Below are 20,575 nucleotides of genomic sequence, written 5' to 3' on the forward strand. Positions count from 1 at the left end.
GAGAACCGGTTGTTTTCCGGAGCACCGCAAAGAATGATCGGTTCCTCTCAAATCACGTGGCCCGCTGGGGGTTTTGCTCCGCTACTCTCTCCCCATCGCGGCGCCTTCCCACCCGGACCGCCCGCGACGAATGGGGGCTCTTCGAAAATGATCAACAAAGCTCGAATAAATGTCCGGGTTCGACGGCTGAAAGCGGGGCGGCTCTCCTCGGCACGCGCCCGGTTCCACGGCCGCCGGGACGCGGCCGGGCTCCGGGAATTCCTGACGGACGCGGCGGCCGGCCGCACACCGGCCGACGACGACGGCCTGCCGCCCTACATCCTGGGCCTGCGGGCCCAGGTGCGGCGCGGCACCGCACGGCTGCGCTCCCGCACCCTCACGGCGCACCGCGCGCTGCACATCCGCATCCAGGCCGAGTCGGTGCGGGTCGTGACCCAGTACACCGTGCGCGGGGAACCGGCGCCCGCCGCGCTCGCCCGGTTCGGGCAGATGGTCGGTCAGTGGCGCTCCGCCGCCTCCGTCTGCCGCCAGCAGGCCCAGCAACTCGCCGACGAGGCGAACCAGTTGATCGCCTGCTACTGGGACGGCGCCTGGACCCGCAGCCACCGCGACGGCCATGTCAGCGGGCCACGGCCCACGGGCTGGCTGCCCGGGGAGATCACCCTGGACCGCACCTGGGCCCACCTGGACGACGGTCTGCTCAACGACCGCTGGTACGCCCCGGACCACGCCGGACGCGACACCGATCCGTCGGCCGTCGCGCAGGCGCTGCACATCCTGGACCACCAGGCGGCGCGCGGCGGCGACGCCACGAGCGGGGTCCGCGGCCGATGACCGTCCGTCTTCCGCTCCCCGTCCGCTCCCCGTCCCCCGCTCCCAGGAAGGCCAAGGAAGTGATCGTGCGTCACTCGGCCCGGACCGCTCACCGGTCCCCCGTCCGCGCCGCCGCCCGGCTCGCCGTCGTCGTCCCGCTGGTCTGCGCGCTCTCCGCCCTCGTCTCCTGCACCAAGCAGGAGGAAGCCCTCACCACTCCGTGCGGGGTGGTCGTCGACGGCTCGGGGTCGGCCGCCGCCGTCAAGCAGGGATTCGACTCGGAGGCCAAACTCAAGGACAGCCTCGTCGAGTTCCTCACCGACCAGAAGTGCGGCACCGTGGACTTCGCGCCCATCACCCGGTCCTCGCGCAGTTCCTCCTGCCGGCAGGGCCAGGTGGACCTCGACCCGCCGCACGACGCGAACACCGACCAGAAGGTGCAGCGGGCCGACGCCCAGCGGAACGCCGCCGTCGCGGCGCTCGCGGAGCTCAAGTGCGCCCGCTCGCAGAACGGTTCGGACGTGTGGGGGGCGCTGGCCCGCATCGGGGAGGCCGTACCCGGCGACGGCGAGGCGCCGAAGCTGCTCGTCGTGAGCGACTTCGCCCAGGCCGACCCGGAGTTCTCCCTGTCCCGCCACGACCTCAGCACCAAGGCCCGGCGGGCGAAGGTCATCGACTCGCTCGTCAAGGCGCGGGGTCTGCCCGGCATCGAGGGCATGGACGTCTTCCCGGTCGGGCTCGGCATGCAGTACTCGGCGAAACCCAGCGAGGCCGACGACTTCGAGTCCTTCTGGGTGGAAGCGCTCGAAGGGAGGGCCAAGGCACATGTCGACACCCAGTACAAGCGCTGACACACCCGAGCCGCGCCGCCGGCGGCTCACCCGCTCTGTGCCGTTCCCGGGACGGAGCACACAGCAGACCACCCGGCCCCGGCCCGGCCCCGCACCCGGCGGGCTCGCCGGGCGGCGGCCCCTGGTCCTCGACGACAAGGCCGAGAGCGGCCTGCTCGGCACCGCCCGCAAGCGCGGCCGGCAGGCCGGCCGGAAACGGACGCTGGACCCGTGGGTGCTCAACAGCGGCGACCGGTTGCCGTACTTCGCTGAACTGGCCTCCGTACGGGAGGCCGTGATCCACCGGATCGAGGAGGACCTGCGCCTGTGGGAGGAGGCGGCGCGGCTCCAGGACGCCCGGGCGGCCACCGCCGTGACCGCGGGCGAGGAGGAGACCCGGCTCCTGGACGAGCGGCTGGGGGAGGCCGACCGGGACATCGAGGCGGCCCGCGGCCAGCTCGACCTCCTCGCCCTCCGGTCCTCGCGCTGGCTCCGCTTCCGGGACCGGCTGCGCGAACGCGTCGAGGAACGCTGGCTGCGCGCCCGTTTCCCGGACCCCGCCGGGCCCCCGGCCGCCCGCGCCACGGACCCGGACGCGCCCGCGGACGAGCCGGGGCCGGCGACCGGCAAGGACGAGAGCGCGGAGCCGGGAGACGAGTGGCAGTCGGTGTCCACGGCGGGCGCCGCCGCGGACGACCTCTCGCCCGCCGCGCTGCGCGAGGAGTTCCGCGCCGCACGGCGGGAGGCCGGCATCGGGTCGGGCGAGGGCTGGGAGGGACTCCAGACCCGCCCCGGCCTGCCCCGGTGGCTGACCCTGGCCCTGCTGGTCGTCATCATGGCCGTCGAAGTGCCGGTCTACTGGGTCGCCTACCAGCCCTTCCACGGGGTCGGCAGCACCGGCGGGGACGCGCTCTCCGGCACGCTCGCGGTCTCCTCCGCCGTCATCATGCTGATCCTGCCGCACCTGGCGGGGCACATGCTGCGGTGGCGCTCGGCCACCGGATCGCCGCGCGGCGGATGGCTGCCCGCCCTGTCGCTGCTCGGCGTGTGGGGCGGGCTGACCTGGGTGCTCGGCACGCTGCGCGCCAAGTTCGTGATGCAGCACGACGCTCCGGCGCCCGCCGGCAAGGACACCTCGGGCTTCCGCGGGCTCGGCGGCTCGTCCGCCGACACCTCGACCCTGGTGGACCGGCTGCACCTGTCGACCCAGACGGTGACCTGGCTGTTCTGCGCGCTGCTGCTGCTCTCCGGCGGGGTCGGCTTCCTGCTCGGCCTGTTCCGGGAGCACCCGTTCCTGGACGCCTACCGCACGGCGGTCGAACGGCGTGCGGAGCTCCAGGGGCGGCGCGAGCGGAGCGCCGCCGCCACCGAGCGGGCCAGGGCCGCGCAGCAGACGGCCGAGGACCGGCAGGGACAGCGCAGGGAGGCCGCCGACGAGCGGATCGCCGCCGCCCGCCAGCTGTACGAGGCCGCCGCCCACGAGTACCTCGACGGGGTGATGACGGCCTCCAAGGACCCCGCCGTCACCGAGTCGGCGATGCGCCTGTCCCGGAACTGGCCGCTGCTGCCGGCACCGCCGCGGGACCGGTGAGGGACGGCCGGCGTCCCCGGAACACCGGACCGGTACCGCCCCGGCCCCCGCGAGGGGACCGGGGCGGTCGCGCGTCCCCGGTGCTCAGTCCTCCGTGGCGGAGACGACGGCGTGCAGCGGCGCCAGCAGCCGGTTGACCCTGCGCACGTCGTCCGTCGACGCCAGCCGCAGGCACTCCCGCGGGCGGGGGTCGAGGGGCGGGTCCGGGCAGCGGTCCTGGAACAGCTGGAGCGCGGGGCGCGGCCGGCAGCGCTTGGACGTCCACCACAGGCCCTGGACGTCGTCGCAGCGTTCGCGGATCACCCGCACCCAGTACCGGGTCCCGGCGTACTCCTCGGTGTCGATCAGCCAGTCGTCCTGCCAGACGGCGGCCAGGCCCTCGGCGGTCGTGAGGTCCACCAGGGAGAGGTCCGCCGTGGTGCGGACCGCCGAGAGGACGTACCGGGAGGCCTGCGCCCAGGGGATCTGGCGCACCCCGTCGTCGCCGAACTCGACGGATCTGAGCAGGACTTCGGACAGGGCGGTGACCGGATCGAGGGCCGCGTAGAGGTAGGGGTAGGGGTCCTTGTCGGTGGGGTCGAAGCGGCTGCCCTTGAAGAACTCGTGGGCGACGTTCGGGTTGAACTCGCCGGCCCCGAACCGCTCCTCGTGGCACCGCCACAGCACCGTGCCCGCCGTCAGGGTGTGACGCAGCGGCTTCATCGGCACGCCCTCGGGCGGAAGCTGACCCGCCATCAGTACGCTCCCACGAGCTCGGCGGCGGCGCGTTCCAGCGCGTCGTCCGGCAGGATGCCGAGCAGTTCCGCCGGGACGCCGCCCAGCCACCGGTTGCCGCCCAGCCACCAGTCGGCGGCTCCCCAGGGGTCGCGGTCCGCGCGGAGCAGTACGTTGATCCGGCGGACGACCGGCAGCGGTTCGGCGGTGCCGGGCCTGAACTGGAAGCGGGGGTAGCGGATGCCGCGGTCCGGGTCGCGGAGCCGGATCAGTTCGGCGGGCCGGTCCGAGGCCCCGGACGGGGTGGGGGTCAGGGCCGCGTGCTCGGCCTCGGTCAGCGCGGGGGCGTCGAGGAGCCGCCGACGGGCCGACCGCAGCAGTTCGGCGGGGTCGGGCGGTGGGGTGCCGAGGACGTCGATCACCGCGTCGATCGTGGTGAGACTGGGCAGTTCGCGGGTGCCGGCGGCGTAGCGGTGGCCGCCGAGCGCCTGGGCCACGGGGTGGTCGGGCGGCAGCGCGGACAGGGTGCGCTTCAGCCGGCGCACGGTGCGGGCGACGGCCGCGGGATTGCCGGCGGCGGTCTCCTCACGCATCTCCCGCAGGGCGTCGGACACCTGTCCGAGGTCGTCGTCACTCAACTCCGTGACGACGGTGGTCCAGTGGCTCTCCAGGAGCCCGAGCAGCTCCTCCGACGTCATACGCGCTCTCCTTCCCGCCGCCGGGCGGGAGCCGCCGGTGCCGGGTTGCCGTGGTGGACGAAGGCCGCCCAGGTGTCGGGCCGGTCGCGGAAGTCCTCCGCGAGCCGCCAGGAGGCCGAGAGGCCGTGCAGCGCCGGGACGGGCGGGCGCTCGCCGGGCGGGGTGAGCATCCAGCGCTGGGCGGCGCGCAGCGCGTCCGGCGGGGCCAGGCCCCGGGCGAGCGCGTCGTGCAGGACGAGCATGAGCAGTTCGGACCGCATGTCGTCGACCTTCCAGCGGGAGCCGATGGCGTCGGCGGCCAGCCGGTGCACCAGGACCGAGGTCACGGTCAGGGCCTCGTCGTGATCACGGGTGGTGAGGTCGGTCTCGCAGCCGCCGCACACGACGAGGGGGCCGGCCGCGCGGAAGGCGTCGCCTTCGGCGGGCGTCTCCAGCAGGGTGCTGAGCGTGAGCTCCCCGCCGCCGGAGGACTCGCCGGCCTCGCTCGATGCCGCCAGGTGCAGGGCCGAGCGGGTGGGGTCCGGCCCGGCGAGCCCGTGACAGGCCAGGTGCACCAGGGAGGCGGGGGCGGTGGCCCGGCCGCCGAGCAGGGCCAGGACGGTCTCCGGGGTGGCGGGGTTGCCGTCGGGATGGTGGACCAGGGCGCCGGGATAGTGCACGCCGGCGAGGGTCTCGATCTCCTCCTCGGCCCACTCCAGATCGTCCACCGCGTGGAACACCAGGGCCGGCCGCTCACCGAGCGCCATCCGCCGACGGGCCGCGGCCCGCAGGAACTCCCGCCCGGAGGCGGCGTACGTGAGCACACCGACCTCGCAGACCCGCACCCCCCGCGCCACGCCGGGCACCTCCAGAACACCCGCCTGCCAGGGCACGACGCCCAGCTCCCCGCAGGGGACGATGACGAGCCTTACGGCCGGGGGCGGGGCGGGGTGGGGGTGGGCGGGGTCGAAGGCGCCGGGAGCGACGGCGTTCGGCGGGGCGTCGGCCGTTCGGGAACCGGCGCCATCGGCCGCCACCGCGGTCAGCCCCGCCTCCGCCAGGGCGCGGTCCCACAGTGCCAGGTGGTCCAGGGCGGGGCCGAGTACGCCGCCGGCCCAGGCGCACAGGTCGTCCAGGGCCCGCAGCCAGCGGCGTTCGGCGCGCTCCGTCTCCCGCGGGTTGGCGGTGTCCTCGTCGGCGGCCTCCAGACGCTGGCGGTCGGCGCCGGCCGCCAGGTACCGCGCGACCGGGCCGCGGCCGGCCGGGGTGAGACCCGGGAGAGGCAGCGCGGTGACGGGGCCGTCGGCGGGGACGACCAGGACCGCCCCGTCGGAATCGTCCAGGCCGGGCACGAGGTACAGCAGCGCGTCCGCCCCCGTGGCCCGCAGCCCGGCGCGCAGGTCGTTCACGGAGGCGACCACCGGCTCCATGTCGGCCCCGCCCCGCCCCCGCAGCAACTCCAGCGAGCGGCGCCGCAGGTCACCGGGCAGCCCGGGAACACCCGAGCCCACGGCGGCGAGCACCTCCAACGGCGAACGCCCCCGCGCCTCACCGGGGGCGTCCGGCCCCCCGCCGGCATCCATCCCCAGCGAGGACCGCCCGCGCACGTCACCGACGGCAACCGGGCCACCGTCGGCAGGCACCGTCAGCGAAGAGCGACCCCGCGCGTCACCGGCAGCAGCCGAACCCCCGTCGGCGGACACCGCCGCCGAGGAGCGCCCACGGGACTCGCCGAGGGCACCCGGACCCCCATCGGCAACCACCCCCAGCGAGGCGCTCCCCCGGGACTCACCGTCGGCGCCCTCACCCGCCTCAGCGAACGTCTCCACGACGGAACGCCCCCGCACCGCGCCGCCGGCCCCCGCACCGACCTCGGCCGAGAGTTCCAGCAGGGAACGGTCGTCGTCGGTCCGCTCCCAGGAGGGCTCGGCCGCGGCCTCGCGCCAGCGGTCGGCCAGTTCCGTTTCGCCGAGGGCCGCCAGCCGGTCGGCTACGCCCGCCGAGACGGCCGCCGCGCCGAGCACCAGGGAGCGGCCCGCCTCCAGGCACGCGATGGCCTCCTCGGTGAGTCCGGCCCGCAGCGCCCAGAAGGCCGCTCGGCGGCCCCGCTCGGCCGCGGCGCGCGCGATCCGCAGGCCACGGCCGACGCCCTGCTGGAGCAGAACGTCGTCGGCGGACAGCCGCAGTGACCGGCGGGCGAGACCGACGGCTGCTCGCAGATCACCGTCGACACCGGATACTCCCGCTGGAACAGCAGGGTCGGCACCGGACCCACCCGCCCGCAGACCACCGTCAGCGCCAGGCGCCCCCGCCGGAGGGGCCTCGTCGGCACCGTCCCCTCGCGTCCCCGGCCCACCGTCAGCACCAGCCACCCCCGCCCCCAGGCCACCGTCGGGGCCGTCCCCGTTCGCCCGCAGGCCCGCCCGCTTCGCGTGCAGTGCCGCCAAGTCCCAGGTGAGGCCCGCGCCGCCCGGGCCGCCGTCGGGGAATTCCGTCAGCGCCTGGGTCAGTTCGTCGATCGCCTCGTCCAGTGCGCCGGTGTCCCCGGTGAGGAGGTGAAGGGTGTCCAGGGCGAGCGCGATGCCGCCACGGGCACGGGGCCGGAAGTCGGAGGTGAAACCGGTGGCGTCCAGGGCGGCCCGAGCGCGCTGGACGCCCTCGGCGATGCGGCCCGGGTCCGACTCGGCGATCGCCGTCAGGGTGATCAGCGGGGCCCAGGTGATGTCGAGGAGGCTGCGCAGGACGGGCATGTCCACGGATGTCTCCACAGCGCGCTGGAGGTGGTGCACGGCCGCGCGCAGATGTGCGGTGCGGTCCTCCGCGGACGGCCCGAGCACGACGCGGCTGAGGTAGGCCATGCCGAGGACGAAGCCGGTCAGCGCGCCGGTCCATTCCTCGGCACCGTCGTAGGTCTCGTCCAGTTCCAGTTCGCACAGCTCGTCGATGACGTCCTCGACCTCCCCGACGTCACCCCGGTCCAGGGCGGACGTCACCCGCCCGTGGAGCCGGACGGCCTCCCCGCACAGACGCAGGCTGGCGGCGAGGTCGCTCGTGGGGTCGTCGTCCCACCGCTGTGCCTCCAGCAGTTCCCGGGCCATGTCCTCGTCCTGGAGGCTGCCGCCGGTGAGGGCGGCGCCGAGGAGCAGTCCGGGCACGACGGTACGGAGCCACTCGCCGTGGGAGCGGCCGTCGAGTTCCCCGTTGGCCGAGGCCTCGTGCATCAGCCGGAGCGCCGTGCGGAATCCCTCCATGTCGCCGGTGCGGGTGGCGAGGGCGACGTGGACGAGCGCGGCGACCATCCGGGACGGCAGGGGTGCCGGGCCGTCCGCCGTCGCGGTGGCCGCCGGGTCTCCGGACAGTTCGGCGAGGAGTCCGGAGAGGTGCTGCGGCGCCATGGTCCCGGGCGACATGACCTCGGCGAGGGCCAGTAACTGGCTCAGGAGGTGCCGGGTCTCGGCGGACGAGCCGGAGGAGTCGTCGGCCGGCGCCTCGCCGGTCTCGCCGGACGGCCCCCGTTCCATCTGGCCGAGTATCAGCGACAGTATGGTGCCCAGCGACGACGGCGGCGTCCGGTCCGCCATGGTGTCGGCGATCCGCCGGCCCCCGCGGACGAGCGTGGCGGTGTCACCGGACAACAGCGCGTCGGTCATCTCACCGAAGGTCCGGAGGTTCTCCCGGAGTTGGGGATCCATCCGCTGGTGCTCGCGTTCCAGCAGCAGCCGGACGAGCAGCGCGCTGTCCTCCACCACCCCCGAACCGCCCTGGGCGAGCGGGGTGCCGGCCGCGGACAGGGACATGAGCCGGTCGACGGTCCAGTCGCCGGGAGTCACGGCCATGGCCTCGCGGCTGAGCCGCATCAGCCGCGACGCGACCAGACCCACGAGGTCCCGGTACGCGGCCTCCCGGTCCGCCTCCCCGAGCAGGGGCGAGCCGAGGGCCTGCTCCAGCAGGGGCAGCGCCCGCTCCCGGTCGGCCGGGGCGCCGTCCAGGATGAACCGTACGGCGTGGCACCGGCCGAGCCGTGCCGCCACCAGCGCGGCCGTCGTCCCGTCGCCGTCCGCTCGCGTCAACTCGTGGAGCAGCGCGCTCAGTTCACCGATCAGGGCATCGAGTCGCGGTCCTCGTGTCCCTTGGTAGGCATCCGGTTCGAGCGGTACGGAGAACCCGGCCGCGCGGGCGAGCGCGGCGGTGGCGCGGTCGGCCACGGGTGCGGCCCCGGCTTCAGTCATGCGTCATCCCCTCCCCCCGCCATGGTGCCCGTTCCCGTGCCGCGGCAGCCGGGTTCGGCGCGCCTGACCGGCATCCTGCCGGACAACGCCCGGCCCCCGGCCGGTTTCCGCCCGATCCGCCGTGGCACGGAAGGGGCGGAGTGGGCATGCTGGGGTTGCCGGCCGAGGACGGCCGCGCGGGTGACGCAGGGGGGAACACGGTGACGTACTCGGGACCGGGGCCGGGCACCCTCGCGCCGTACCGGGAGACGACCCAGGGGGACTACGCGGCCCGTTACACGGCCGGTCTGCGGGTCGAGGCGGCGGACGCCGGCGTGGTCGTCCTGTACGGCCGCTGCCCCCGGTGCGGCTGCGCGTTCACGTACACGCACACGGACCGGGTGTTCCGCTCGCCGCGCCGCGGGCCCCGGCCGGCGCACGTGCCGGTGCTCTGCGCGTGCGAGGCCGGGCATCCGGGCCGGCCGGCCGAGGAGACGGGGTGCGGCGCCTACTGGAACGTCGTCGTGGAGCGGGGGTGACCCCGCGCCCGCGGGTCCGGCCGGGTCCGCCCGGGACCCCCGCCGACCGCCAGGCGGCCCGGCAGACCCGGGAGTTGCTCGCCGGTGAGCTCTCCCGGGCCCGGGAGGCGGCGCTCGCCTGGCGCAACGGGCTCGCGGCGCTCTTCGCCGGGCTGTTCGGCTTCGGCCTGATCAAGGGCCGTACCGACGTGGGGGGACTGGCCGCCCCGTACGACGCCCTGGTGGGCGGCGCGCTGCTGCTGTGCCTGGTGTGCGGCACGCTGGGCGCGCTGCTGCTGCTCCGGGCGGCGCACGGCGCGCCCACCGGGGTCCGGCTGCCCACCGGCGTGCCCGCCACGGCCACCGCGCTGCACCTGGGCGATCACATGGAGACCCGCCGCACGGTGCGGGCCCTCACCCGTGGGGTGGCGCTGACGATCTGCTGCGGCGCGCTGCTCGTCACGGCGGTGGCGCTCACCTGGTACGGCCCCGGGAAGGACGGTCCCCGCGTCCTGGTGCGCACCCCGTCGGGCGTGGTGTGCGGGAAGCCGGGGCGCACCGAGGACGGAGTGCTGCTGGTGAGGACGGACACCGGTGAGGTCGCGGTGCGGCTGGCCCGGGCCGAGGCCGTGACCGCGGTCGACGACTGCCCGGCCGCCGCGCCCCCCTGAGGATGCCGGTCCGCTCAGCCGGCGGCGCGCCGGCCGGAGGCCAGGGTGAGGGTCAGGTACAGCACCAGGGAGGTGCCGAGGCCCACCGCCCAGCCGTAGTCGGCGAGGGGTGCCAGGGCGGGGACGGGGCGGCCGTCGGTCAGGGGCTTGAGGCTCGCGCCGCCGAGCGCGAGGACACCGCCCGCCAGGAAGGCGACGACCGCCCGCCAGTTCCAGCCGCCCGCGTACCAGTACGCACCGCCCCGGCGGTACAGGTCGCCGAGGTCCAGGCGGGTGCGGCGCAGCAGCCAGTAGTCGGCGACGAGGATGCCGGCGACCGTGCCGAGCAGGCCGCCGACCAGACCCAGCCAGGTGAAGATGTAGCCCTGCGGGTCGGAGTACAGCTTCCACGGGAAGATCAGCACGGCGAGGACGGCGGTGATCAGGGCGCCGGTGCGGAAACTCACCTTCCTGGGCGCGACGTTGGAGAAGTCGAAGGCCGGGGAGACCAGGTTGGCGGCGATGTTCACGGACAGGGTCGCCACCAGGACGGTCACGAGCGCGTACAGCAGACCGGCCACGTTGTCCGTCTTCGCCGCCAACTGCACCGGGTCCCAGACCGGTTCGCCGTACACGGCCTGCGAGCCGGAGGTGACCAGCACGGACAGGAACGCGAACAGGGTCATCGTGGTCGGCAGGCCGAGGGCCTGGCCCCAGGTCTGCGCGCGCTGGCTCCTGCCGTAGCGGGTGAAGTCGGGGATGTTCAGCGACAGCGTGGACCAGAAGCCGATCATGCCCATGAGGGACGGCCAGAACAGCTTCCAGAAGTCGCCGCCCCAGCCCAGCTTGGACGGCTGGTCGAAGAGCGGCCCGACGCCCCCGGCCTTGCCGCTCATCCACCACAGCATCGCGAACGCGCCGACCAGGACGAACGGCGCGGCCCAGTTCTCGAAGCGGCGGATGGTCTCCATGCCGCGGTGGATGATGGCCACCTGGATCGCCCAGAACACCGCGAAGGACAGCCACATGGTCCAGGCGTGGCCGCCGATGTGCCCCGCGTTCCTCCAGCCGTCGCCGATCAGCTTCCCAGCGAGGAAGTAGATCGCCTCGCCGCCGATCCAGGTCTGGATGCCGAACCAGCCGCATGCCACCAACGCCCGGACGACGGCGGGCAGGTTGGCGCCGCGCACGCCGAAGGAGGCGCGGGCGAAGACCGGGAAGGGGATGCCGTACTTGGGGCCGGCGTGCCCGGTGAGCAGCATCGGCACCAGCACGATCAGGTTGGCGAGGGCGATGGTGAACACCGCCTGCTTCCAGTCCATGCCCACCGCGATCAGCCCGGAGGCGAGGGTCCAGGAGGCGGTGTTGTGGGCCATGCCGACCCACAGGGCGGAGAAGTTGTACGTCGTCCACGTGCGCCGGGCCACGGGGACCGGGAGCAGGTCCTGGTTGGCGTAGGGGCCGCTGGGCGGCGGTGTGCCGGGGGCGAGTTCCACGCGCCCGTCGGGGAGGGTGACCTGGCCGGGTATCGGTCTGGCCGTGGGAGCGGTGTCGGTCATGGGCTGGCCAATCGGGGAGAGGCGGATCGGGAATGGCCGTGCGGGCACCAGCCCCCTCCCCGGGACGGCGGGGAGGGGAGACCAAGGGGGGCGTGGGGCGACTCGCGGACGTGGGCGGGTCAGGAGTTGACGGCGGGGATGACGTGGTGGCCGTAGGCCTCGATGGTGGCTTCCTGCGCGTCGTGCATGTCGTACACCGCGAACTGGTCGACGCCCAGGGCGCGCAGCGCGGTCAGTTTCTCGATGTGCTTCCCGACCGGGCCGATGACGCAGAACCGGTCCACGATCTCGTCGGGCACGAACGCGGTGTCCGGGTTGCCGCTGCGTCCGTGGTGGGCGTAGTCGTAGCCCTGGCGGGCCCTGATGTAGTCGGTGAGTTCCCCGGGGACCTGCGCGGAGTGCTCGCCGTACCTGGCGACCAGGTCGGCGACGTGGTTGCCGACCATGCCGCCGAACCAGCGGCACTGGTCGCGGGCGTGCGCCAGGGCCTCGGGCGAGTCGTCCTCGGTGACGTACGCCGGCGCGGCGACGCAGACGGTCACCTCGGACGGGTCACGGCCGGCCGCGACCGCCGCGTCCCTGACGGCCTTCACCATGTACTCGGTCAGGTACAGGTCGGCGAGCTGGAGGATGAACCCGTCGGCCTCCTCGCCGGCCATCTTCAGCGCCTTCGGTCCGTACGCGGCCATCCAGACCGGGAGTTCGGCGCCTTCCTTGATCCACGGGAACCGGATCTTCGTACCGCCGAGGTCGGCCTCCTCGCCCCGGCCGAGGGCGCGGATGACCTTCATGGCCTCGCTGATCCTGGCGAGCGTGTTGGGTCTGCGGCCCGCGACGCGCATCGCGGAGTCGCCGCGGCCGATGCCGCAGACGGTGCGGTTGCCGAACATGTCGTTGAGGGTGGCGAAGGTGGAGGCGGTGACCTCCCAGGTGCGGGTGCCCGGGTTGGTGACCATCGGGCCGACCGTGAGCTTCCGCGTGTTCGCCAGGATCTGGCTGTAGATCACGAACGGCTCCTGCCAGAGCACGGCGGAGTCGAAGGTCCAGCCGTAGCGGAAGCCGTTGCGCTCGGCCCGTTTCATCAGGCTGACGACCCGGGAGGCGGGCGGGTCGGTCTGGAGGACGAGTCCGAAGTCCATGGGGCGCCACTCCTAGGTGAGGTACTGACAGGTGGAGCGCGGGGTGAAGACGCCGTGCCCGGCGTGTCCGGTGTACTCCCGCTGGTCGATGACGAGTTCGCCGCGCGACAGGACCGTCTCGACGCGGCCGGTGACGCGCTTGCCCTCGTACGCCGAGTAGTCGACGTTCATGTGGTGGGTCTCGGCGGACATCACCTGTTCGGCGTGCGGGTCGTAGATGACGACGTCCGCGTCGGCGCCCGGGGTGATGGTTCCCTTCTTCGGGTACAGCCCGAACATCCGGGCCGGGGCGGCGCAGGCGATCTCGATCCAGCGGCGGCGGGAGATGTGCCCGTCCACGACCGCCTGGTGGAGCAGGTCCATACGGTTCTCCACGCCCGGCAGCCCGTTGGGGATCTTGGAGAAGTCGCCGCGGCCCAGTTCCTTCTGGCCGGTGAAGCAGAAGGGGCAGTGGTCGGTGGAGACGACCTGGAGGTCGTTGGTCCGCAGGCCCCGCCACAGCCTGGCCTGGTGCTCCTTCGGCCTGAGGGGCGTGCTGCACACGTACTTGGCGCCCTCGAAGCCGGGCTCGGCCAGGTTGTCCGTCGACAGGAACAGGTACTGCGGGCAGGTCTCGCCGAAGACGTTCAGCCCCTCGTCGCGCGCCCGCGCCAGCTCGGCCACGGCCTCCATGGCGGAGACGTGCACGACGTACAGGGGCGCGCCGGCCACCTGGGCGAGCCTGATGGCCCGGTGGGTGGCCTCCGCCTCCAGCAGGGCCTTGCGCACCTCGCCGTGGTACCGCGGGTCGGTCTCGCCCCGGGCGAGGGCCTGCTCGACCAGCACGTCGATGGCGATGCCGTTCTCGGCGTGCATCATGATCAGCCCGCCGTTCTCCGCGGAGCGCTGCATGGCGCGCAGGATCTGCCCGTCGTCGGAGTAGAAGACCCCGGGATAGGCCATGAACTGCTTGAAGCTGGTGACCCCCTCCTCGATCAGCAGGTCCATCTCCTTGAGCGTCTCCTGGTTCACATCGGAGACGATCAGGTGGAAGGCGTAGTCGATCGCGCAGTTGCCCTCGGCCTTGGCGTGCCAGGTGTCCAGGCCCTCGCGCAGGGTGTGGCCGACGCTCTGCACCGCGAAGTCCACGATGGTCGTCGTACCGCCCCAGGCGGCGGCGCGGGTGCCGGTCTCGAAGGTGTCGGAGGCGAAGGTGCCGCCGAACGGCAGCTCCATGTGGGTGTGGGCGTCGACGCCGCCCGGGATGACGTACTTCCCGGTGGCGTCGATGGTGCGGTCCGCGCTCCAGTTCTGCGCGCCGGGCGTGGCGAGGGCGGTGATGCGGGAGTCCTCGATGAGGACGTCGGCGTGGATCTCGTCTGACGCGGTGATGACGAGACCACCGCGGATGACGGTACGGCTGCTCATGCTGCTCCCTCTGTCAACGGTGCCGTCAGGGCGCGGTCAGCGGTCCGTAGGCCCCCGGCGCGCGGTCCCGGTAGAACTGCCAGCGGTCGCGGACCTCGCGGAGTTCGGCCAGGTCCAGGTCGCGGACGACGAGTTCGGTCTCCTTGTCGCTCGCGACCTCGCCGACGAACCGGGCCTCCGGGCCCACGAAGTAGGTGGTGCCGTAGAAGTCGTTGTCGCCCAGGTCCTCCACGCCGACCCGGTTGATCGCGCCGACGAAGTACTCGTTGGCGACGGCCGCCGCCGGCTGCTCCAGCTGCCAGAGGTAGCGGGACAGGCCGCGCGAGGTGGCCGACGGGTTGAAGACGATCTCGGCGCCGGCGAGGCCGAGCGCCCGCCAGCCCTCCGGGAAGTGGCGGTCGTAGCAGATGTAGACGCCGATCCGGCCGGCGGCGGTGTCGAAGACGGGCCAGCCGCTGTTGCCGGGGCGGAAGTAGAACTTCTCCCAGAATCCCTGGACCTGCGGGATGTGGGTCTTGCGGTACTTGCCGAGGTAGGAGCCGTCCGCGTCGATCACGGCGGCCGTGTTGTACAGGACGCCCGGCTGCTCCTCCTCGTACATGGGCAGGACCAGGACGATGCCCAGCTCGCGGGCGAGGGCCTGGAAGCGCCGGACGGTCGGGCCCTCGGGGATCCGTTCGGCGTACTCGTAGAACGCCTTGTCCTGGACCTGGCAGAAGTACGGGCCGTAGAACAGCTCCTGGAAGCAGAGGACTTGGGCGCCCTGGGCGGCGGCGTCGCGGGCCGCCTGCTCGTGCACCCGGATCATGGACTCCTTGTCGCCGGTCCAGGCGGTCTGGAAGAGGGCGGCACGGATCACTCGGCTCATCGGGACCTCCGGTAGCTCGGTGTGCCGTGAGCGTAGGAAGCCCGGAGGCCCGGTTCGACGGGCAGCGTGTCACGTCCGCGGGTGGCCGGCGTGCCACCGTGTCACGTGTCCGCGGTCCCATGTTTCACCGCCGTTGTCGCAGGTCGTCGCATGTTTCACCCCTGTTGCGCGTCGTGCGCGAGGAGCGCGATGTGCACGGAGGCCGCCTGTTCGAAATCGTCCAGGTCGACGCCGAGGCGGCCCTGTATGGCCTCCAGGCGGCGGTAGAGGGCCGGCCGGGAGACATGGTGGAGCTGGGCGGTGCGGGACTTGTTGCGGCCCGTCGCCAGATAGGTCCGCAGGACGTTCAGCAGTTCCGGTTCGGCGTCGCACAGCAGCCCGTCCAGCTCGCGCTCGGCGAAGGACTGCACCTGCGGGTCGTCGCGCAGCAGGCGGATCAGTCCGCGCAGATGGACGTCCTTGAGGCGGACGACGGCCGGCAGGTCGAGGGCGGCCGAGGAGCCGGCGACGGCGACGGCGACGTGCCGGGCCTCGCGCAGCCCGGCGGGCACGTCGTCCCACGCGGTGCGGGGACCGGCGGCGGCGACCACGGCCGGGGACGCGGCGCGCAGCCGGGTCGCGAAGTGGGCGGTGAGCGCCTCGGCGTCCTGGTCGCGGGCGAGGCTGAGCAGCACGGTGGCGGCGCCGGCGGCGAGCTCGGCGACGAGGCCGGGCAGCCCCAGCAGACGCAGCACCCGGTCGAGCTGGCCGGGGGTGCGGCCCTGGACGACGAGCGGCACGAAGGTCCGGCGGTTGACCGGCAGCCCGGCGGCCCGGGCCCGCGGCAGCAGCTGCCGGGCCGGTACGACCCCGGAGACGAGGTCGGTCAGCAGGCTCTGCGCGGACTGCTCCTCCCAGCTGTGCGCGCGGGCGCCGCCGAGCATCCGGTGCAGCACCAGGGCCTCGGCGGCCCGGTCCGCGAGCAGCCGCCCGGTGGCCGCGTCGCCCCGGTAGCCGCAGAGCAGCAGCCGGCCCCACCGCTCCCCGCGCCCGCCCAGCTCGGCGCGGACCCAGCCGTCGCCGGCGCTGCCGCCGGCCTGCCGGGCGATCCGCTCCCAGTCGCGCAGCACGTCGTCCACCGCGGACCGCTCCCCCGCCGTGCCGAGGACGCGGTGGGCGAGGTTGGTGACGACGACCGGGCAGCCGCCGTGCCGGGCGACCTCGTCGAGCAGCCGTTGCAGCGGCGCCCCGGCCGTGATCAGCCCGGTGAGGGCGGTGCGTACGCTCTCCGACAGGCTGATCGCGGCGAACTTGCGCCGCACGAGCCGGGACTGCACCTCCTCCGTGAGCTCGGCGAAGGGGAACGGCCGGTGCAGTACGACCAAGGGCAGCCCGCACCGCTCGGCGGCGCGGCGCATCACCTCGGGCGGCGCGGGGAAGGCCCGGCCGAGACCGAGGACGACGGCCGCCGCCTCCGCCCGGTGCAGGGACCGGATGTACTCGGCCTGCCGGGCCTCGTCCCCGGCGAGCAGCACACCGGTGGTGAGGACCATCTCACCGCCGCTGAGCATGACGCCGACGTCGGCGGCCTCGGCGACGTGCACCCAGCGCACCGGCCGGTCGAGCTGTGCGGCGCCGGCCACCACCTCGGGCTCCCCGGCGAGCACGCGCTCCAGGGTCAGCACCTGGCGCACGGAGAGGGCGGGTTCCAGCACGTTCCGGGGCTCCGAGGTGATGCTCATGGCCGTACACCTGTTCTCTAGTACGTGCTCCTCAGTGCCTGTTCCAGGATCGCCGCGCCCTCCTCGGCCTCGGCGACCGTCAGCGACAGCGGCGGGCTGATCCGCAGGGCGCTGGTGTCGTGCCCGCCGCCCTTGCCGAGGAGCAGCCCGCCCTCCCGGGCCGCCTCCAGCACCGCCGCGACGGCCTGCGGGTCGGCCTCGTCCGTGCCCGGTCTGACCAGCTCGACGCCGATCATCAGCCCGCGTCCGCGCACCTCCCGCACCCCGGGCAGCTGCGCGCCGACCGCCCGCAACCGCTCGATGAGCAGGCCGCCGACGCGCCGGGCGTTGCCCTGGAGGTCGTGTTCGAGGAGGTAGGTGAGGTTGGCGAGGCCGGCGGCCATGGTGATCTGGGTGCCGCCGAAGGTGGAGATGCTGTTGGCGTCCAGGCAGTTCATGATCTCGGAGCGGGCGACGACCCCGCCGATGGACATGCCGTTGCCGATGCCCTTGGCAAAGGTGACGATGTCCGGCGGGCCGCTGCGGGCGTGCGCCTGCCAGCCCCAGAAGTGGTCGCCGGTGCGGCCCCAGCCGGTCTGTACCTCGTCGGCGATCCACAGGACGCCGTGCTCCTTCAGCACCTCCCGGAAGGAGGCGTAGAGACTGTCCGGCGGGGAGGTGAACCCGCCGACCCCCTGGACGGGTTCGGCGATCAGCGCGGCCGGCGGCCGGGTGTGGCCGAGGACGTCCTTCAGGTCGGCGACACAGGCGTCGATGAACGCGCGGTCGTCGAGGTGGGCGAACGGCCCCCGGGTGCGCACGCCGCCGTGGACGTACAGGGTCTGGAGCGGGGAGAGGGAGGTCGGGGACCAGCCGCGGTTGCCGGTGACGCCGATCGCGCTGAAGGACCGGCCGTGGTAGCTGTTCCGCATGGCGAGGACGGTGTTGCTGCGCCGGTAGGTGGTGGCGAGCAGCAGGGCGGTGTCGTTGGCCTCGGTGCCGGAGGTCGTGAAGAACACGCGGGCGTCCGGGATGCCGCTCACCTGGGCGATCCGCTCGGCGAGTTCGACCATCGGCCGGTTGAGGTAGAGGGTGGAGGAGTGGATGATCCGGCCGGCCTGCTCGCTGACCGCCTTGGTCACCTCGGGCAGGGCGTGCGCGGTCAGCGTGGTCAGGATGCCGCCGAAGAAGTCCAGGTACCGCCGGCCGGAGGTGTCCCAGACGTGGCGTCCCTCGCCGTGGCTGAGCTCGATCGGGTCGTCGTAGTAGAGGGCGAGCCAGTCGGGCAGGACCCTGCGGTGGCGGGAGTAGAGGTCGTTCACGGCTGCACCAGCCCTTCGTAGGCGTCGGGACGGCGGTCGCGGTAGAAGGCCCACTGCCGCCGCACTTCCTCGATGAGGTCGAAGTCCAGGTCGCGGACGAGGAGTTCCTCGCTCTTGTCGCTGGCGACCTCACCCACGAACTGTCCGCGCGGATCGACGAAGTACGACGTCCCGTAGAAGTCGTTGTCGCCGTACTCCTCCTGCCCGACCCGGTTGATGGCGGCGATGTAGTACTCGTTGGCGACGGCCGCGGCGGGCTGCTCCAGCTGCCACAGGTGGGCGGACAGGCCCCGGTGGGTGGCGGACGGGTTGTAGACCAACTGGGCGCCGTTGAGACCGAGTTGCCGCCAGCCTTCCGGGAAGTGGCGGTCGTAGCAGATGTAGACGCCGATCCGGCCGACGGCGGTGTCGAAGACGGGCCAGCCGAGGTTGCCGGGCTTGAAGTAGTACTTCTCCCAGAAGCCCTTGACCTGCGGGATGTGGTGCTTGCGGTACTTGCCGAGGTAGGTGCCGTCGGCGTCGATCACGGCGGCGGTGTTGTAGTAGAAGCCGGACCCCTCGACCTCGAAGACCGGGACGACGATCACCATGCCGGTCTCGCGCGCCAGCTCCCGCATCCGGCGCACGGTCGGGCCGTCGGGCACGGGCTCGGCCCAGCGGTAGTGCTCCGGCTCCTGGACCTGGCAGAAGTAGGGGGCGTTGAAGACCTCCTGGAACCCGATGATCCGCGCGCCCCGGCGGGCCGCCTCGCGGGCGTGCTCCTCGTGTTTCGCGACCATGGACTCGGTGTCGCCGGTCCAGGTGGCCTGGACCAGAGCGGCGCGGACGACGTTGGTCATGAGCTGCTCCTTCGACGCGACGTCAGAGCCTCTACGCCCGTAGAGCAGGCGGTAGATTGACGAAAGTAAGCCTCCGCGCGGCCCTTGCCAAGACCATCGCCGCCAACCCGCTGAGTCGATCTCGATTCACACCCCGGTGGGTGAGCCGCCGGCCCGGCCCGGGGCGCGGACCGTGACACACCAGGACACTAACCCCCCTGGCCCGTCACGCGGTGCACCCGGCGACACGCAGGGCGTGCACGAGGTCCCGGTGCCGCTCGCCGGAGACGCCGAGCGCGGCCTCCAGCAGCAGCGGGACCAGGCGCCCGGGGTCGGCGGCGACACACCGGGCGGCCTCCTCGGGGGGACGGACGCGCACGTGGGCGTCCAGCAGGGCCCGCGCCTCCCGCCGCCTGCCCTCGTCCTCCATCCGCAGCACGGCCGCGCCGATCTGCTCCGCCGGCCGGGCCACGCCCTGCCGCAGCAGTCGCCGGCCGTCGTCGTCCCGGCCGGCCGCGGTGAGCGCGTCGGCGGCGGCGACCAGCCGCTCGGGGGGCAGCGCGGCGGCCTCCCACAGCAGCGTGGCCCAGTCGGCGCCGAGCCCGGCCCGGTGCAGGGCGTCCGCGAGCAGCGGCAGCCGGCCCACGGGCCACCGCGCGGCCTCGACCAGCACCACGTGCGCCTCCCCGCTCCGGCCCTCGCCCCGCAACCGCGCCAGCCGCCCGACGACCCCGTCGACGGCCTCGCGGGCCCCCTCGTCCACGGCCGCGCCGTCCGGCACCGACGGCTCCGCCACCTCCCCGGCCCCGGCGAACCGGGCCCCCCGCGGCGACCGCGGCCCACCGTCCGCGCCGCCACTCCCGGAGGCCTGCGGTACGACGACGGGCGCGGCCTCCGCACCTTCGACGACCCCGGCGAACCGGGCACTGCCACGGCGACGTCTGCGGGCTTGGGGGCCGGGGGTGTGCGCGGGGGTGGCGCCGGGCGAGGAGGGGCCTTCGGCTTCGGCACCGGCGGCCGGTGAAGCGGGCAGGTCAGACGCGGCCGTCCGGGAGGACGAGGCAGGCGGTACGACGCCGTGGCGGGCCTCCTCGGGGGCCAGTGCGGCCCGGGGGCGGGGAGCCGCGGGCGGAACGGTGCGGGAAGGACGGACGGCGACGTCAGGCGCGGGCGCGGCACCGGGGGTGGGTCCGGGCCGGCCTCCCGCAGGACCCGTCCGCCGGTCCAGCGCCTCCAGGCGGGCGCGGAGTTCCGCGCAGCGGGACGTGGCGCGGGTGTGGTCGTCGTGGGCCCAGGCGAGGTCGAGCCGGAGGGCGTCGGCCTGGTCCCCGGGGAGCGGCGTGGACAGCCTGCGGCTCAGTCCGGCGTGGCGTTCCGCCGCGTACCGCTGCTCGCGGAGCATGACGTCGAGCCGGTCGGCCAGGGCGTCCCGGGCGCCGGGCCGGGCGTCGTGCGCGGTGACCGCGGCGGCGTGCAGCGCGCGGGCCCGTTCCCGCTCGGCCCCCGCGGCGGCGGGACCGTACAGCGCGCCGAGATCCTCCAGCAGCGCCTCCACCACGTCCCACGGCGCCACCTCGCGCCCGTCCAGGCAGGCGCGCATGCCCTCGGGGTCCCGCTGCCAGAAGACCCCGTTCCAGCCGCCGCGCGGATCGAGGCGCGCCAGCAGAGAGTCCAGGTAGCTCGCGAACTCCCGTACCTGACCGGGAAGTTGATCCACAGCCATCGCCCAGCTCCCGCCCGACCGCCGGCACTCTCGTCCCG

General features: G+C 74.0%; 16 protein-coding genes. 5 read left to right on the forward strand and 11 right to left on the reverse strand.

What is annotated here, in order from left to right; all coding sequences use genetic code 11:
- Positions 1–147: 147 nt before the first annotated feature.
- The 3 genes from IE273_RS16605 to IE273_RS16615 all read left to right on the forward strand — a co-directional run bounded on the left by IE273_RS16605 (position 148) and on the right by IE273_RS16615 (position 3,234).
- Positions 148–834 carry a hypothetical protein gene (locus tag IE273_RS16605; protein WP_189815944.1) on the forward strand — a complete coding sequence of 229 codons (687 nt, stop codon included), beginning with the start codon at positions 148–150 and terminating at the stop codon, positions 832–834.
- A gap of 65 nt (positions 835–899) precedes the next feature.
- A complete protein-coding gene (locus tag IE273_RS16610) occupies positions 900–1,664 on the forward strand; it encodes a hypothetical protein (protein ID WP_189815945.1) in 765 nt (254 codons plus the stop codon).
- Positions 1,639–3,234 (forward strand): hypothetical protein, encoded by a 1,596-nt coding sequence (locus IE273_RS16615; RefSeq protein ID WP_189815946.1) that lies wholly within the window; start codon positions 1,639–1,641, stop codon positions 3,232–3,234. The genes IE273_RS16610 and IE273_RS16615 overlap by 26 nt, the downstream gene beginning before the upstream one ends.
- A gap of 84 nt (positions 3,235–3,318) precedes the next feature.
- Here the strand turns inward: IE273_RS16615 and IE273_RS16620 are convergent, their stop codons facing one another.
- The 3 genes from IE273_RS16620 to IE273_RS16630 are packed head-to-tail and all read right to left on the reverse strand — an operon-like array spanning position 3,319 to position 8,854.
- Positions 3,319–3,969 (reverse strand): RES family NAD+ phosphorylase, encoded by a 651-nt coding sequence (locus IE273_RS16620; protein WP_189815947.1) that lies wholly within the window; start codon positions 3,967–3,969, stop codon positions 3,319–3,321.
- Positions 3,969–4,646, reverse strand: a complete 678-nt coding sequence (locus IE273_RS16625) for a hypothetical protein (protein WP_189815948.1) — start codon at positions 4,644–4,646, stop codon at positions 3,969–3,971. Before IE273_RS16625 ends, IE273_RS16620 begins: the two co-directional genes overlap by 1 nt.
- Positions 4,643–8,854 (reverse strand): CHAT domain-containing protein, encoded by a 4,212-nt coding sequence (locus tag IE273_RS16630; RefSeq protein ID WP_189815949.1) that lies wholly within the window; start codon positions 8,852–8,854, stop codon positions 4,643–4,645. Before IE273_RS16630 ends, IE273_RS16625 begins: the two co-directional genes overlap by 4 nt.
- A 146-nt stretch (positions 8,855–9,000) precedes the next feature.
- Here IE273_RS16630 and IE273_RS16635 point away from each other — a divergent pair, with 146 nt between their 5' ends.
- Together IE273_RS16635 and IE273_RS16640 are read left to right on the forward strand one after the other, a co-directional pair.
- Complete coding sequence (locus IE273_RS16635) at positions 9,001–9,372, forward strand: hypothetical protein (RefSeq protein ID WP_229887253.1); 372 nt, start codon at positions 9,001–9,003, stop codon at positions 9,370–9,372.
- Positions 9,369–10,022, forward strand: coding sequence for a hypothetical protein (locus tag IE273_RS16640; RefSeq protein ID WP_189815951.1), 654 nt, complete (start codon positions 9,369–9,371; stop codon positions 10,020–10,022). The genes IE273_RS16635 and IE273_RS16640 overlap by 4 nt, the downstream gene beginning before the upstream one ends.
- Positions 10,023–10,036: 14 nt before the next feature.
- Here IE273_RS16640 and IE273_RS16645 read toward each other — a convergent pair whose 3' ends face one another.
- The 8 genes from IE273_RS16645 to IE273_RS16680 all read right to left on the reverse strand — a co-directional run bounded on the left by IE273_RS16645 (position 10,037) and on the right by IE273_RS16680 (position 20,537).
- Positions 10,037–11,560, reverse strand: a complete 1,524-nt coding sequence (locus IE273_RS16645; RefSeq protein WP_189815952.1) for an NCS1 family nucleobase:cation symporter-1 — start codon at positions 11,558–11,560, stop codon at positions 10,037–10,039.
- 119 nt (positions 11,561–11,679) lie between these two features.
- Positions 11,680–12,699 carry a TIGR03842 family LLM class F420-dependent oxidoreductase gene (locus IE273_RS16650; protein WP_189815953.1) on the reverse strand — a complete coding sequence of 340 codons (1,020 nt, stop codon included), beginning with the start codon at positions 12,697–12,699 and terminating at the stop codon, positions 11,680–11,682.
- Between the two features lie 12 nt (positions 12,700–12,711).
- A complete protein-coding gene (gene hydA / locus IE273_RS16655; RefSeq protein ID WP_189815954.1) occupies positions 12,712–14,106 on the reverse strand; it encodes a dihydropyrimidinase in 1,395 nt (464 codons plus the stop codon).
- A gap of 25 nt (positions 14,107–14,131) precedes the next feature.
- Entirely contained in the window at positions 14,132–14,974 is an 843-nt protein-coding gene (locus IE273_RS16660) for a nitrilase-related carbon-nitrogen hydrolase (RefSeq protein ID WP_189815955.1), read from the reverse strand.
- Positions 14,975–15,129: 155 nt separating this feature from the next.
- Positions 15,130–16,695: a PucR family transcriptional regulator gene (locus IE273_RS16665; protein ID WP_189815956.1), complete on the reverse strand. Its 1,566-nt coding sequence runs from the start codon at positions 16,693–16,695 to the stop codon at positions 15,130–15,132.
- Between the two features lie 17 nt (positions 16,696–16,712).
- Positions 16,713–17,996 carry an aspartate aminotransferase family protein gene (locus IE273_RS16670; RefSeq protein ID WP_189815957.1) on the reverse strand — a complete coding sequence of 428 codons (1,284 nt, stop codon included), beginning with the start codon at positions 17,994–17,996 and terminating at the stop codon, positions 16,713–16,715.
- The gene (locus tag IE273_RS16675) at positions 17,993–18,835 is read right to left on the reverse strand and encodes a nitrilase-related carbon-nitrogen hydrolase (protein WP_189815958.1); all 843 of its coding nucleotides are present in this window, start codon (positions 18,833–18,835) and stop codon (positions 17,993–17,995) included. Before IE273_RS16675 ends, IE273_RS16670 begins: the two co-directional genes overlap by 4 nt.
- A gap of 205 nt (positions 18,836–19,040) precedes the next feature.
- On the reverse strand, positions 19,041–20,537 hold the full coding sequence (locus IE273_RS16680) for a hypothetical protein (RefSeq protein WP_189815959.1): 1,497 nt from the start codon (positions 20,535–20,537) through the stop codon (positions 19,041–19,043).
- Positions 20,538–20,575 lie beyond the last annotated feature (38 nt).

Origin of the sequence: Streptomyces olivaceoviridis, assembly GCF_014650115.1 — a bacterium.
Taxonomy (GTDB): Bacteria; Actinomycetota; Actinomycetes; order Streptomycetales; family Streptomycetaceae; genus Streptomyces; species Streptomyces olivaceoviridis.